Source organism: Desemzia sp. AGC72, assembly GCF_057334175.1.
Window position 1 is genome coordinate 97,553 of record NZ_JBHFIG010000018.1, and the last position, 14,179, is coordinate 111,731.

A 14,179-nucleotide genomic window follows, 5' to 3' on the forward strand; every position below is an offset into this window, starting at 1 on the left:
AAGTCATGATAGATTCTATTTGAAACGAAGGCAAGATACAGATTAAATCCTGTGTTTAAATTTAGACAAAATCAAAAATCTGCAAATAAAAGAGGGGTAGTAAAATGAAATATGACCTGTCCAAAAAACCGACCCGCGGCGCTCAACGAACGCTCGAAGCTTTCTCAAAAACCATGTTCAATCTGTTAGCTAAAAAGTCCTTTGAGTCAATCAGCGTGAACGAGATTTGCGAGATCAGCAATTTCCCTCGAGCTACTTTTTACAATTATTTTGACGACAAATACGATCTATTGAATTACTGTTGGCACTTATTGAGCAACCAGATTTATCTCAACGAACCATCCAATGCTGCTTCCGAGAAAATACTAAGTACATTGTTCGATCGGACGTATTATTTATTATCCTCACATAATGACTTACTGAATGATATTTTAAAGAATAACCCCAGCAACAGTTCTTTGATCAATCACTTCAGCAATTACTTAAAACGCGTCATCCAAAACATCTTTCATGAATACTTAGACTTCAGCAGTAAAGATATACCGTTAGAATTAGTCGTTGATCACTTCAGCAACACTGTGATGCTGATTTTAGAGGCTATTTTTTTGAAAAAACAGCCGATTTCCCTTGAAGAAGCCCATAAATACTTAACATTTTTGTTAGGACATTTAATAATAGAGTCTCCAGAAAGGAACTAAACAACTGTTACATATTCTAATTGGATAAGTAAATTGGTTTTATTAGTCAAATGGAGAATACTTGAGTCTTCACTTGACTAATAGCTTGCTTCTATTGATCAAATGACCACTGCTAAATCTTTCATTTGATTAATAGCTCATTTCTATTAATCAAGTGACAATGCTTTCCTTCTTCCTTTGACTAATAGAGTTGCTTTCACACATTTTAGAGTACAAAAATTACCTACAAGCATTAAAAGAGCGAGGAATTTATCCTCGCTCTTTCTTTTCATGTCAAAATCATGATTCTTTATACATTGTCTTATATTCTTCCACAATCCGAATTCCAGCACTCGTTCCTATTCGCTCTGCACCGGCTTCTATCATTGCTTTAGCTGCCGCAAAATCTCGAATACCGCCGGCTGCTTTTACTTTAACCTCAGAACCGACGATGTCCTTCATCAGTTTCACGTCTTCAACAGTGGCACCGCTAGTTCCAAAACCAGTAGATGTTTTAACGAAATCCGGTTTAACTTTTTTAGCTATTTTACACACAGCAGTTTTTTCTTCATTGGTCAGGTAACAATTCTCTAAGATTACTTTGCTTAAAATATCATGCTCACGACAAACGGTTACGATTTCAGTCATTTCCTGTTTGATATAGTCTAGGTTCCCATCTTTTAATTCTCGGATATTGATGACATAGTCGATTTCGTCAGCTCCGTTTTTGATAGCATCTTTGACCTCAAAAACTTTTACCGCGATTGACGTTTGTCCTAAGGGGAAACCAATAGCTGCTCCCACATGGACTGGACTGTCTTCTAACAACTCTTTACATAGAGCTACCGGCGCTGAATTGATTGCCACCATTTTAAACCCATACTCGTCAGCTTCCTGACATAATTTTTCAAACCCTGATTTTTGTGCATCTGCTTTTAGTAAAGTATGGTCTACCATATTGGCTAATTCTTGCATACTCATTTGAACGGTCATTCATTTTCCTCCTCAAACTGAATTCGGTTTCATTTTAGCATAATAAGACAATTTTATGTAATAGCATTCTTAGGTTATCTTATCCCATGATGTAGTAAAGTACCTGCCAATAGTCGGGGAATGTATTTTCTTGTTTCAGTTTTAAATGCAGATTTTGTCGAAAGTTTACTTAGCCTAAAATAAACATGGCTGGATTAATTTTACTGTTTTGTCACACCATATCCAGCCAACCATTTTCTAATAATGATTCTCTCAATACCACTCTCTTCGTTTTTGAGCAGCTTGGTTGAAGATCTTTCTCAGTTTTTCTTCATCATTTTCTTCTAGTGTTTTTTTCAATGCATTCAATTCCCGTTCGAATTGTTCAATTGATTTTAATAAAGCTAATCGATTGTTTAGAAACAGCTCACTCCATAATTCTGTATTGATATCTGCAATCCTTGTCAACTCTTGAAAACTGTTCCCGGCAAAAATCAAAGTTTCTTCTGAAGCTTGCGCACTGTTAGTGACCGCTACAGACAGCGCATGCATCAATTGGCTGACATAAGCGATTTGTTCGTCATGTTTTTCAGGAGTTACCCGTGTCACTTGAGCAAAACCAATATCTTTATAAAGCTTTTCAACCATTTTTAAAGAAGTCTCTTTATTTGAAGAGATAGGTGTCACTAATACATTGGCTCCTATAAACCGCTTGTGATCAGCTCCCTCGATTCCCTTTTTTTCACTTCCGCGCATAGGATGAGCAAATACGAAATCTACAGTTCTAGGTAGAACTTCAGCGACTTGTTCTATGATGGCAGCCTTAACCCCTGTCACATCCGTTAGAACAGCTCCCTTTTTCAGTATACTTTGGTACTGTTCAACAAACGGAGCAATTTGACTCGGATATAGAGATAATATGATTACATCCATCTCCTGCAGAATATTTTTTCCATCTCTAAATCCTTTTTGAATCATGCCCTCTGTTTCAGCTGTTAGTAAAGTCTCCTCATTGATATCTATACCATAAATGTTCTGGTATCCGGCTGCTTGAAGTCCCATCGCAAACGAACCACCAATGACTCCTAATCCCACAATAGCAATATTCATTTTTTCCCCCTTATGTTGTCCGTTCTATTAGTGCTTGTACAGCTAACAAGTAGCCAGTCGGACCAAATCCTGAGATTTGTCCAATACAGGCTGGCGCTACGACAGACTCTTTGCGAAACGACTCACGAGCGTGGATTGCACTTAAATGTATCTCAACAGTTGGTACAGCCACAGCTTTTACTGCATCATGAATCGCATAGCTGTAATGGGTATAGGCAGCCGGATTTAGGACGATTCCATCTGCTTTATCCATATGAGCTTGTTGGATGCAATCAATTAAGTCCCCTTCAGAGTTGCTTTGAAAAAAAGAACAGCTTACTCCTTGTTTTTCGGCATATTCTTGTATTTTACTTTCTATCTCTTCCAAAGTTTGAGTTCCATATACTTCTAGTTCTCGGGTACCTAAAAAATTTAAATTAGGTCCATTGATAATGACAATTTTCATTTTATGCTCTCCTTTTTGGGATAATAGTTTCTGGAAGATGAGTCTTGATTTCGGTTAATACATATTCCAAAGTAGACTGATTTTCCACTCTAAAATCTGCGGCTGCTCGATATAACTCAAAGCGTTCTTCGTACAATTGGTACAGCTTGGTTTCTCCTTCTTTTAACAAAGGCCGATGCCCAATTTCAATATCTTCGATGATCTGTTCAACAGGCCGATCAATAAAAACGATCCAGCCAGTTTTTCTTAACGCCTTTATATTTTCTGGATCAAGAATTACGCCGCCGCCACACGAAATGACAGTATGGGTTTCTTTTGCAGCTATTTCTTTACAAGCTTCAGCTTCTATAGCTCTGAAATGAGCTTCGCTCACTTCAAATAATTCTGGAATAGACTGATTGGTTATTTGTTCAATAAACAAATCGATATCTCTAAAAGGCAAAGCTAATTGTTGACTCAGCTGTTCACCAATGCTGCTCTTCCCGCTTCCTGTCATACCAATCAATACCAGATTCATTTTCATAGGCTTTCTCCTTTTCGTCCTCTCCATTGTGAAATCAGTTGTTCCGTAATTTGTTCATCAATAGAACAATTTTCCCAGATCTTCACTGCTCGAATCGCTTGTCCAACTAACATATCTAATCCGTTAGCAGTTTGTTTATTGTTTTTCTGCCCCAGTCTTAAAAAGGTTGTCTGATCAGGGTTGTAAATCAAGTCGATCAAATAATCAAATCGCTGGATAGAGGTTTCGCTTAATGGAGAAACTTTAACGTTAGGGTACATCCCGACAGGTGTCGTATTGATCAAATAATCTCCACTGAGCTTTTCTGCTTCTTCATAATTGGTATACCTTTTATTTTTGGTATCTTCAAAACGCTCTGGAGTCCTTGAAACAATATAGAGCTGTTTGATTCCATGGTCTATCAAATAAGCTTCAACTGTTTTTGCTGCTCCGCCTGAACCTAAAACAACAGCTGTCTTGCCTTTTATATCCCAGTTTCTACGGTTGAGAATCAAACCAAAGCCACTATAATCAGTGTTGTGTCCTATCAATTTCCCATTTACATTTTCAATCGTATTTACTGACCCCAATTTTTTGGCAAATCGATCGATCTCGTCCAAATAAGGCATAACAGCTTCTTTATAAGGAATCGTGACATTAACTCCTTTGATCGATAGTGTTTGAATTCCATCTATTGCTGATTTCAACTGTGATGGAGGAAACGCAAAAAGCTTATATGCAGCCTCTATTCCTGTTTTTTGATAAATCATCTTATGGAGGCTTGGCGAAAAACTGTGTGCCAGAGATTCTCCAAATAATCCGTAAAAGTTCATAAAGCACCCCTTCCAATCATTTGATAATGTGTTGAAGTATAGACAAAAGAAATATAAAATTCAATTAGAAATATAAATAAACATTTTTTTGCATACTCCTGATTCGTTTACTCTCAACGGTTCAGGGTGCTTTTTTAGAAAAATGTTTCACAAAATATTTTTCTTTTTGTTGACAATGATTTTTGTAATTGCTAGTATTGGTCTCACCAGTTGGACAGCAGCTGATACCAAACAATTGAGGAGAGACTAAAATGAACTTACAACTTCAAATAGTTACAGACCTACAATTGAATAATTATTACTTTAGCTTCTTTAGGAACAAATCTATGGAGGCTAGAGATATTTGAGCTGTTGACAACAGTCGCCCTATAGATTCTTTAAAAGAAATCGAATGGGGCGAACAAGTAAATACCAAACTTTAATTTATGAGTTAATCTACCCAACGCTACATTCGATGTTCTTTCACAAGACTATCGGGTGTGGCGTTTTTTCGTTTTTCAATAATTTTAGTGGAGGAAGAATAGATGATCATTCATACGTTAGGTCCAAGCAGCACCGATAGTTATGCCATCGCAGAATCTTTTATGCAATCAGAAGACGATGGTATTGTAGAGTATCCGTCTTTTGACAGTCTGCTCCACAACATAGATCAAATGACCGGGCAACATGTGTTGTTTCCGGTAGCTTTTAAAAGCGCGCGAAAAGATTATGGCTGGAAAGAATTTAATTATGATTACTGGGATAAAGTTGATCTTGTAGAAGTCTTTCAACGAAAAACTAAACCCATGGTCTTGATCAAAAATAACTATTATGCAGAAGACCACGCGATGATCCATCCGGCAACCACTATTTTTTTGAAAAAGTATTTAACCGAAAAAAATGAGGACACGGTAATTGAATTTACAGATAGTAAATACAAAGCCTGGTCAGCCTTTTGTAAGAAAAATTTGAAATACACGATTATCAGCGAGGATGTGTTTGAAAAAGAGAAAACAACAGAATATACGATAGAAGCCCGCTACGAACCAGTAATGGTGTGGTGTTTGTACAAAATAAACTAACAATACAGAGGAGAATGATCATGATCATCGTTTTAAAAACAGGAGTTAATGCAAGTTCTATTAAAGAATTATCGGCTAAATTAGAAACACAAGGAGTAGCAGTGAGCCACTTTACAGATATCAAGCGTGATTTTTTAGGATTGATCGGCGATACTAGCGGAATCGATATTCATCACTTAAAAGCAGCTCCAGAAGTGGAACAAGTTATTCGAGTAGAAGACCCTTACAAGCGAGCGAACAGAAAATTCCATCCTGAAAACTCCATCATTACTGTTGGAAACGAAACGATTGGTGGTCATCAGTTAAGTATCATCGCTGGTCCCTGTTCTGTAGAAAGTGAAGAGCAAATTGTAACAATCGCTAAACAACTTAAACAAGCTGGCGCCAACTTCTTACGCGGCGGTGCATTCAAGCCAAGAACTTCTCCGTACAGTTTCCAAGGGCTTGAACTAGAAGGTTTAAGAATGCTGGAAGTGGCAAAAGCTGAAACTGGATTACCTATCGTGACTGAATTGATGTCTACCAAATGGGTCGATCAATTTGTAGACTCTGTAGACATCATCCAAATCGGCGCACGTAATATGCAAAACTTTGATTTGCTGAAAGAAGTTGGTCGTACGCAGACACCGGTACTTTTGAAACGCGGCTTATCTGCAACTTACAAAGAGTGGTTGATGTCAGCGGAATACATTATGTCAGAAGGAAATGAGAATGTTATTTTGTGTGAACGCGGCATTCGAACATTTGAAACGGAAACGAGAAATACCTTGGATATCCAAGCCGTGCCTGTCATCAAAGAACTTTCTCACTTGCCGATCATTGTCGATCCGAGTCATGCTGGCGGAATGTCTTACTTGGTGGAAGCAGGTGCTAAATCAGGAATCGTTGCCGGAGCAGACGGATTGATGATCGAAGTCCACAACGACCCAGCCAATGCTTGGAGCGACGGCGAACAATGTCTGACACCAGATGAATTCGCTGGTCTGATGGAAAAAGCTCGCAAGCTGGCTGATCTCGAAGGACATTCGATCCAAGAAGCATCAACTATTCTAACAAACTAAGAAGATGAGGGATAAGATATGTCTGTACTGACCGTTAAACTTCCCTCACAGGAAGTAGCTTATGATTTAAAAATTGAAAAAGGATTGCTCAACAACATCAGTCATGAAATCTCAAAAGTCTTTACTGGGGCTAAAATCGCCATTGTCACAGATGAGACTGTGTATGAACACTATGGAAGATCTGTCACTAAACAATTGGAAGCAGTGGGCTTTGAGGTGCAGTGCATTGTTCTTCCTTCTGGCGAACAAACCAAAACTTTTGATTCGATGCCCAGAATTTATAGTGCGTTAGCCAAATCCGGTTTGACCCGAAGCGACTTGATGATTGCTTTGGGCGGCGGCGTCATCGGTGATATCACTGGTTTCGCAGCTTCGTCTTACTTACGAGGCATCTCCTATGTTCAGATCCCTACCACACTGCTCGCACAAGTTGACAGCAGTGTCGGCGGAAAAGTGGGTGTCGATTTACTGGAAGGAAAGAACTTAGTTGGGGCTTTTTACCATCCAATTCTTGTTTTGATTGATCCTTTAGTGTTGGAGACATTGACTGATTCGGCTTTTGCAGATGGAATGGCTGAAGTTATCAAATACGGCTGCATCAAAGATCTGGATTTATTTAATCGTCTTATGGAACTGTCTTCACGAACAGAAGTCATGCAGCACATTGAGTGGGTCATTGAAACCTGTTGCACGATCAAGCAAATGGTTGTGCAAGCAGACGAAAAAGATGTAGGCGAACGTATGCTGTTGAACTTCGGGCACACATTGGGGCATGCGATAGAAGCGTACTACCATTATGAAAAACACACTCATGGCCAAGGCGTTGCAATTGGTATGGTCGCGATATCAAGAATCGCAGAAAAAAAGCAGCTGACTAAAGCAGGAACCACTGATAGACTAGTAGCGCTCCTACAGCAGCATCATTTACCTACACAATTAACGTCTCTTGAAGATTACCCTAAATTGTTGCCTTATATCAACAAAGACAAAAAAAATATCGAAGGTCATTTGACGGTGATTATTTTAACTGATATAGGATCTGCTCAAAGGCACCAAACAGCTCTTTCATTCTTTGACTCTTTAAAAACTGGAGGGACAACAGCATGACGCATTTAACACTAACTCCTAAAAATTTAACAGGAACGGTCACAGTCCCGCCCTCTAAAAGTATGGCTCACCGCGCAGTGATTTGTGCCAGTTTGGCAACAGGTCGCAGTACGATCAAGAATATCCAGCTATCAGATGACATCATTGCTACCATTGAAGGAATGCGCTCGTTTGGAGCAGTTATTTCCTATAACCATAAGGCATTGACTATTGATGGAGCACCTTTTGGAGAAATTTTTCAGAGTCGCACGATTGATTGCAATGAGTCAGGATCTACTCTGCGTTTTCTTATTCCTTTAGCGACTTTATTTGCAGGTGAAACGCAATTTATCGGTAGAGGACAATTGGGCAAACGTCCACTTGAACCTTATCAAGAACTATTTACAGATCAATCTCTCCCTTACCATTTGGTTGGTCCAAAAAACTTGCACTTGTCTGTCAAAGGGCCACTAACTCCTGGGATTTATGAAATGCGCGGCGATATCAGCTCACAATTCATCACCGGTATGCTTCTGACATTGCCTTTACTAGATGGAGATTCTGTCTTGAAGATAACAACTCATTTGGAATCAAAAGGCTACATTGATTTGACCCTTTCTGTGTTGGAATCATTTGGCATTGTCATCAAACAAGATGAAAACGGTCAAGAATTCCAGATCAAAGGTAATCAAGTTTATGTTGCCCGTCAATACGAAGTAGAAGGTGATTATTCGCAAGCGGCATTTTGGCTGAGTGCAAATGCACTAGGAAATACTCTTTCCGTAACAGGTTTAGATTCCTCTTCTCTACAAGGAGATCGCGCTATTATAGATGTTTTAAATATATTGAATACCGAATTTGATGAGAGCGAACGCATCATCGACGGAGCCCAAATACCGGATATCATTCCAATTGTTGCTTTAGTTGCGTCATTAAGTAAAGGCAAAACAACGATCACCAATCTGGAACGATTGCGAATCAAAGAAAGCGATCGTTTAGTTGCTACTCAAAAAGAGTTAGCTGCTTTAGGAGCACGAATTGAGATCATAGGAGATTCACTGTTGATTGAAGGAGTTTCACAATTAGCAGGCGGTCAAGATGTATGGAGCCATAAGGACCATCGAATAGCTATGATGTTGGCTATTGCTTCAACTGTCTGCCTTGATCCGATTCACGTAAAAGACAGCGACTGTGTCAAAAAGTCTTATCCTGATTTTTGGGAAATATTTCAGCAACTAGGAGGAGAAATTCATGAGCGGAATATGGGGTAACAATTTACAACTTTCATTATTTGGAGAATCACATGGTGTCGCTATCGGAATCACTATCAATGGCCTGCCGCCAGGTTTGGAATTGGATATGGAACAAGTCTTAATTGAAATGGCGCGTAGAGCACCGGGAAAAAATGCATTGACCACACCAAGAAAAGAAAAAGACCATCCAGAGATCTTAAGCGGACTTTTAGATGGTAAAACAACTGGTGCACCATTGACAGCTATCATCTGGAACACCAATACACGCTCAAAAGATTACAGTATGCTGAAAAACGTCATGCGTCCAGGACAAGCCGATTACCCTGGACGTATCCGTTATAATGGGTACAACGACCATCGAGGCAGCGGGCACTTCTCAGGACGGATTACTGCTCCATTAGTATTCGCAGGGGCTATTTGCCAACAATGGTTGAAACAAAAGGGTGTTACGATCGGTGCTCACATACAATCTATTGGAAAGATTGAAGACACGCCTTTTGAAACTCAAAAAAACGTCACTTTGGAACAAATCAAGCAGTTAAAAGAGCAGCAACTTCCCCTTTTTGATGCTGAAAAAGAAACCGAGATGACTGATTTAATCTTGGAAGCAAAAGAAGATGGCGACTCTGTTGGCGGCGTTGTTGAGACGTTTGTCCTTGGATTAGATGCCGGGTATGGAAATCCATTCTTTGACTCTGTTGAATCTCAATTGGCTCATCTAGTCTTTGCCGTTCCAGCGATTAAAGGGATTGAATTTGGTACAGGGTTCGACATCACTAAAATGCGCGGATCTCAAGCCAACGACGAATACTACTATGACGAACACGACCAAATCAAAACGCGTACTAACAACAACGGCGGAATAATCGGCGGAATTACTTACGGGATGCCGGTCGTCTTTCGAGCTGCTGTAAAACCACCTGCTTCCATCAAGAAAAAACAGCAAACGATCAACATCCAAGAAGGTACTGAAACTGAACTGGAAGTCGAAGGTCGCCACGACCCTTGTATCGTACCTCGTGTACTGCCTGTTCTAGAGGCGGTTACTGCTATCGGTATGATGGACTTGATGCTGGGAGGACAATCGAATGAGTGAAATAGAACAATACCGTAAAGACATTGATGCGATTGATCAAGAGTTGACTCGTTTGTTCGAATTGCGTTTGAACACAGTTTTAAAAGTTGGTCAGTATAAAAAAGAATATGACTTACCGGTATTGGATACTAGCCGCGAACAAGCGGTCATCGAGGAAAATACTAGTCGTTTAAAAGACCCGCAATTCGAACCACAAGTCACTCAGTTCTTCCAATCTATGATGGAGATTACAAAAGATATGCAAACGGCTCTCTTTAAACTGGAGGAATAAATTATGGAAAATACAAAACAGGTTACTCAGGACCATTGTGTTCAACGAGTGACTTGTTTTTAGTATCCAATTCTATTCAATTTCTGCCTGAATGATTGTCAAAAAACAGCTGCCTTCCTTTAATTCAAATAGGTAAACACATACTTCCACTACCAAACACAATCATTCATAGTTTTGGAAGTGTGTGTTTGTGATACTCTTTATTTTAGTGTGTTTCTACTATAATAAAGATGACTTTTTCGACTCTACAAAAATATGAACTGAAAAAAAATCCCCCTTACAAAAACCAATCTAGAAAATTCAACAGCTGGTTTATTAGTTCTCTCCTTTGCCTTGATGGAAGTGTCATCTTTAGGACTTTTTAAAATGCATTCTTCTAATAATATCGCTCGTTTAGTTTTCTAATAATCAAAGCCCCTATCACTTATTGCAAGTCTCTTCCTAAAAAAATTCACATATCATCAAATGGTGAGTATCAAAATCTACATTACCAACATAGATTGTTTTTTCTGAATGATTCTAATATTCCTGTAAAAAATTCTATGAACATAATGTTCAGTATGTATCACTTTATTTAGAAGAAAAAAGAACATGAGAACCAGAATGGATAAGCAGCCGCTTATATCCATCATTTTCCTATATAATCTAACTATTAGATATTATAGGAGGTTTTTTATGTTAACAGTGGCTTATATCGGCAACGGAAAAAGTACTAATCGCTATCATTTACCTTTTTCATTAAAAACAGAAAATATTACAGTGAAGACTATCTATTCTCGTCATGAAAACAGCTCTTGGGACAAGATTCCTGGAGTCCACTACACAACGAATTTAGAAGATATTTGGGATGATCCGGAAATTCAATTGGTTGCAATTTGCCTTCCAGGTTCATTACATTTTGAATTTGCAAAATTATCACTGGAAAAAGGGAAACACACGCTAGTTGAAAAACCGTTTACTGAAACTGCTGAAGAAGCAAGAGAACTATTTAAGCTAGCAAAATCAAAAAATTTGCTCGTTCAATGCTACCAAAACAGACGCTACGATTCAGATTTCCTGACCGCTCAAAAAGTTATCGAAAGCGGTATGATAGGTGAATTACTGGAAGTCGAAATGCATTATGATTATTTCAGACCAGAAGTTCCAGAAAACAGCACCGAATTTTCAGCATCTTCAAGCTATTTATATGGACATGGATGCCATACCATTGATCAAGTTCTTTCCTATTTTGGAGATCCAGATTCTATTCATTATGATGTAAGACAATTACTGGGATCTAATCGAATGAACGATTATTTCGATTTGGACTTTTATTATTCAAAAATAAAGGTTTCGATTAAATCAAGTTACTTCAGGATCAAACCGCGACCAAGTTTTGTTCTGTATGGTAAAAAAGGTATGTTTACCAAGCAAGAGAAAGATAGACAGGAAGAACACTTAAAATTATTCTATATGCCTACTAATGCTGATTTTGGCGTGGATACTCCAGAACATTATGGTACTGTGACCTATATGGATACTGATGGTTTATACCATGAAGAAAAAGTTGTTTCTGAAATCGGAGACTACAGTCATGTTTATGAAGGATTGTATGAGTCGATTATCAATGGAAAAGATAAAACAGTGAAAGATGAAGAAACGATTCGCCAACTAGAGATACTTGAAGAAGGTATTCAAAATATGAAGCACTAACTTATCCATTCGTTTAAAAAATAGGAATGACTCAACTAAGAAAGAAGGTTTATAATGAAACTCGCCATTATAGGTTCTGGAATGATCGTAAATGATTTTTTAACTATGGTCCGGGATATTTCAGGGATTCAATTAGAGGCAATCGTAGGAACGGATAGAAGTATTGAGAAAATGAAGCTTTTGAAAACCAACTATGGCATTCGCCAAGTCTCAACTAATTATTCTGATTGTTTAAACGATCAGAATATCGATACCGTTTATATCGCATTACCAAATCATCTGCATTTTTCTTTTGCCAAACAAGCCATAGTCAGTAAAAAAAATGTTATTTGTGAAAAACCCTTTACCTTAAATTTATCCGAAATGAAAGAACTGAGAGAACTGGCTTCAGCAAACAACGTCATGCTGTTAGAAGCTATAACCAATCAATATTTGACCAATTACAAAAAAATAAAAGAAGCAGTAAAAACAATTGGAGATATCAAACTTATTGAATGTAATTATTCACAGTATTCGTCACGATACGATGCCTTCAAAAAAGGGGATATCTTACCGGCTTTCAATCCCAAAATGGGTGGTGGAGCTTTAATGGATATTAACATTTACAACATCCATTTTGTAACAGGAATTTTTGGAGAACCACAAGAAATAAACTATTCGGCAAATGTGGAAAATAGAATTGACACTTCTGGTATTCTGAGTCTTGATTACAGGGATAAAAAGGCAGTCTGTATAGGTGCTAAAGATTCTACAGCTCCAGTAAGAACCATAATTCAAGGTAATAATGGTTCAATAGTTATTGAAGGACCTACAAGCACCATTGATCGGTTTACTGTAATAGACCATCAAAATAACAGCCAAATAGTTGATTTTAAAGTGCATACACATCGGATGTATGAGGAATTTGTTGAATTTGAAAGAATCATTAGAGAATCTGACTTTGAAACTATGACCAAACAACTTGATCACAGTCAACTAGTCATGTCTATTGTAGATAAAGGATTAGAAACTGCAGGTATATCACTAGGATAATCTTAAAAAGTGAAAAACAGATGCTTTTTCAATAGATGGTCGTGTCAGAGTTCTTCTGACAAAATTCCATTTTGAATTAGCAACTGTTTTTCTTTTAATTTTTCCACATTACTTCTATATTCTTTTGCATATAAAATAGAATATAACGTATCTAATACATATTGAAAGGCTACTTGTGATGCAAAAGTGCCCACCTTTACAAAATCATATTCTTCCTGAACTATCACTATTGTTTTAGCAGCTAGTGAAATCAAATCAGATTCTGTATTTCCGGTTATTAAAATAGTCGGGATATTTTTGTTAGAAAAATGTTGTAACATACGCTTATATTGCGGACTAGTTCCACTATAAGATAAAAACAGAGCACAGTCTTCCGCAGTAAGGTTAGAAGCATTCCATGCCTCGTCTGCATATTCTTCAGAAATAATTGCAAATTTATTAATCTTTACTAATTTATTTTGAAAGCTTCTCGCTCGTATTTGTGAATCACCACGAGAAAATAGAAAAATATGCTTAGATTTGAAAAGAATTTCTGCCACTGATTTCAGCAACTCTTCATCTAATTGATTCAATGTTTTTTTTATTGTGTCCATTGTTAAATTGGCTATATTCTTAGCAATATCCATGGTTAAATCTTCTTGTTTAAAAGGAAAGTTAGCATCCACTTCACTAGGTAAATGCAACTGACTGTAAACAACACCAGATACAGCATTCTTAAAACTTCTAAAACCATCATACCCCATTTTTTTGCAGAGACGGATAATCGTCGAATGAGAAGTGTACGTTAATTTTGCCAGATCCTCAATATATATCGTAGGAATCTTGGTGATGTTCTGTACAACATAATCGGCAATTCTCATTTCCGTGTTTGTAAAATTTGTTTGGTCTTTCAACTTAGTCAATACTTGCACCAAAGTAAACCACTCCTTTATAACATGATTCTATATCATCTAGTTAATATTTGCTATATAGGCTCAAGTGTAAAAAGAATGTTTCTGCATAAATAAGGTATTGAGATGGGATATAAATCATTCTCTCAAAAGTAAATTGTGTGTAATTTCAATCTTCCAATCCTTTTTCTCAAAATA

15 protein-coding genes are annotated in these 14,179 nt (G+C 37.7%); 9 read left to right on the forward strand and 6 right to left on the reverse strand.

The genetic code is table 11. The features are described from left to right. Window positions 1-104: 104 nt before the first annotated feature. Window positions 105-698 (forward strand): TetR/AcrR family transcriptional regulator, encoded by a 594-nt coding sequence (locus ACE025_RS08065; protein WP_350470888.1) that lies wholly within the window; start codon window positions 105-107, stop codon window positions 696-698. A gap of 279 nt (window positions 699-977) precedes the next feature. Here the strand turns inward: ACE025_RS08065 and deoC are convergent, their stop codons facing one another. From deoC to aroE, 5 genes are all read right to left on the reverse strand, one after another. Next, on the reverse strand, window positions 978-1,670 hold the full coding sequence (deoC, locus tag ACE025_RS08070) for a deoxyribose-phosphate aldolase (protein WP_350470886.1): 693 nt from the start codon (window positions 1,668-1,670) through the stop codon (window positions 978-980). 252 nt (window positions 1,671-1,922) lie between these two features. After that, the gene (locus tag ACE025_RS08075) at window positions 1,923-2,759 is read right to left on the reverse strand and encodes a prephenate dehydrogenase (RefSeq protein WP_350458759.1); all 837 of its coding nucleotides are present in this window, start codon (window positions 2,757-2,759) and stop codon (window positions 1,923-1,925) included. A 10-nt stretch (window positions 2,760-2,769) separates the two neighbouring features. Further along, complete coding sequence (aroQ, locus tag ACE025_RS08080) at window positions 2,770-3,204, reverse strand: type II 3-dehydroquinate dehydratase (RefSeq protein WP_485939191.1); 435 nt, start codon at window positions 3,202-3,204, stop codon at window positions 2,770-2,772. Between the two features lies 1 nt (window position 3,205). After that, window positions 3,206-3,727 (reverse strand): shikimate kinase, encoded by a 522-nt coding sequence (locus ACE025_RS08085; RefSeq protein WP_485939192.1) that lies wholly within the window; start codon window positions 3,725-3,727, stop codon window positions 3,206-3,208. Continuing rightward, window positions 3,724-4,539: a shikimate dehydrogenase gene (gene aroE / locus ACE025_RS08090; RefSeq protein ID WP_485939193.1), complete on the reverse strand. Its 816-nt coding sequence runs from the start codon at window positions 4,537-4,539 to the stop codon at window positions 3,724-3,726. Before aroE ends, ACE025_RS08085 begins: the two co-directional genes overlap by 4 nt. A 524-nt stretch (window positions 4,540-5,063) precedes the next feature. Here aroE and ACE025_RS08095 point away from each other — a divergent pair. The 8 genes from ACE025_RS08095 (at window position 5,064) to ACE025_RS08130 (ending at window position 13,091) form a co-directional block, all read left to right on the forward strand. Then, the gene (locus ACE025_RS08095; protein ID WP_485939194.1) at window positions 5,064-5,600 is read left to right on the forward strand and encodes a hypothetical protein; all 537 of its coding nucleotides are present in this window, start codon (window positions 5,064-5,066) and stop codon (window positions 5,598-5,600) included. A 20-nt stretch (window positions 5,601-5,620) separates the two neighbouring features. Continuing rightward, on the forward strand, window positions 5,621-6,661 hold the full coding sequence (aroF, locus tag ACE025_RS08100) for a 3-deoxy-7-phosphoheptulonate synthase (protein WP_485939195.1): 1,041 nt from the start codon (window positions 5,621-5,623) through the stop codon (window positions 6,659-6,661). An 18-nt stretch (window positions 6,662-6,679) separates the two neighbouring features. Continuing rightward, window positions 6,680-7,768: a 3-dehydroquinate synthase gene (aroB, locus tag ACE025_RS08105; RefSeq protein ID WP_350470882.1), complete on the forward strand. Its 1,089-nt coding sequence runs from the start codon at window positions 6,680-6,682 to the stop codon at window positions 7,766-7,768. Next, complete coding sequence (aroA, locus tag ACE025_RS08110; RefSeq protein ID WP_350458766.1) at window positions 7,765-9,018, forward strand: 3-phosphoshikimate 1-carboxyvinyltransferase; 1,254 nt, start codon at window positions 7,765-7,767, stop codon at window positions 9,016-9,018. Before aroB ends, aroA begins: the two co-directional genes overlap by 4 nt. Then, window positions 8,999-10,096, forward strand: a complete 1,098-nt coding sequence (gene aroC, locus ACE025_RS08115) for a chorismate synthase (protein WP_350458767.1) — start codon at window positions 8,999-9,001, stop codon at window positions 10,094-10,096. Before aroA ends, aroC begins: the two co-directional genes overlap by 20 nt. Continuing rightward, complete coding sequence (locus ACE025_RS08120; protein WP_350458768.1) at window positions 10,089-10,367, forward strand: chorismate mutase; 279 nt, start codon at window positions 10,089-10,091, stop codon at window positions 10,365-10,367. The genes aroC and ACE025_RS08120 overlap by 8 nt, the downstream gene beginning before the upstream one ends. 675 nt (window positions 10,368-11,042) lie before the next feature. Next, a complete protein-coding gene (locus ACE025_RS08125) occupies window positions 11,043-12,059 on the forward strand; it encodes a Gfo/Idh/MocA family oxidoreductase (RefSeq protein ID WP_485939196.1) in 1,017 nt (338 codons plus the stop codon). Window positions 12,060-12,113: 54 nt separating this feature from the next. Beyond that, a complete protein-coding gene (locus ACE025_RS08130; RefSeq protein WP_485939197.1) occupies window positions 12,114-13,091 on the forward strand; it encodes a Gfo/Idh/MocA family protein in 978 nt (325 codons plus the stop codon). A 44-nt stretch (window positions 13,092-13,135) separates the two neighbouring features. Here ACE025_RS08130 and ACE025_RS08135 read toward each other — a convergent pair whose 3' ends face one another. Next, window positions 13,136-14,002: a MurR/RpiR family transcriptional regulator gene (locus ACE025_RS08135; protein WP_485939242.1), complete on the reverse strand. Its 867-nt coding sequence runs from the start codon at window positions 14,000-14,002 to the stop codon at window positions 13,136-13,138. Window positions 14,003-14,179 lie beyond the last annotated feature (177 nt).

Bases quoted from the DNA above. Each gene is read 5' to 3' on its own strand.
- aroC (WP_350458767.1), top strand. From the start codon at position 8,999: ATGAGCGGAATATGGGGTAACAATTTACAACTTTCATTATTTGGAGAA.
- ACE025_RS08130 (WP_485939197.1), top strand. From the start codon at position 12,114: ATGAAACTCGCCATTATAGGTTCTGGAATGATCGTAAATGATTTTTTA.
- aroE (WP_485939193.1), bottom strand. From the start codon at position 4,539: ATGAACTTTTACGGATTATTTGGAGAATCTCTGGCACACAGTTTTTCG.
- aroB (WP_350470882.1), top strand. From the start codon at position 6,680: ATGTCTGTACTGACCGTTAAACTTCCCTCACAGGAAGTAGCTTATGAT.
- ACE025_RS08095 (WP_485939194.1), top strand. From the start codon at position 5,064: ATGATCATTCATACGTTAGGTCCAAGCAGCACCGATAGTTATGCCATC.
- ACE025_RS08085 (WP_485939192.1), bottom strand. From the start codon at position 3,727: ATGAAAATGAATCTGGTATTGATTGGTATGACAGGAAGCGGGAAGAGC.
- ACE025_RS08065 (WP_350470888.1), top strand. From the start codon at position 105: ATGAAATATGACCTGTCCAAAAAACCGACCCGCGGCGCTCAACGAACG.
- aroA (WP_350458766.1), top strand. From the start codon at position 7,765: ATGACGCATTTAACACTAACTCCTAAAAATTTAACAGGAACGGTCACA.
- aroQ (WP_485939191.1), bottom strand. From the start codon at position 3,204: ATGAAAATTGTCATTATCAATGGACCTAATTTAAATTTTTTAGGTACC.
- ACE025_RS08125 (WP_485939196.1), top strand. From the start codon at position 11,043: ATGTTAACAGTGGCTTATATCGGCAACGGAAAAAGTACTAATCGCTAT.
- ACE025_RS08075 (WP_350458759.1), bottom strand. From the start codon at position 2,759: ATGAATATTGCTATTGTGGGATTAGGAGTCATTGGTGGTTCGTTTGCG.
- deoC (WP_350470886.1), bottom strand. From the start codon at position 1,670: ATGACCGTTCAAATGAGTATGCAAGAATTAGCCAATATGGTAGACCAT.
- ACE025_RS08120 (WP_350458768.1), top strand. From the start codon at position 10,089: ATGAGTGAAATAGAACAATACCGTAAAGACATTGATGCGATTGATCAA.
- aroF (WP_485939195.1), top strand. From the start codon at position 5,621: ATGATCATCGTTTTAAAAACAGGAGTTAATGCAAGTTCTATTAAAGAA.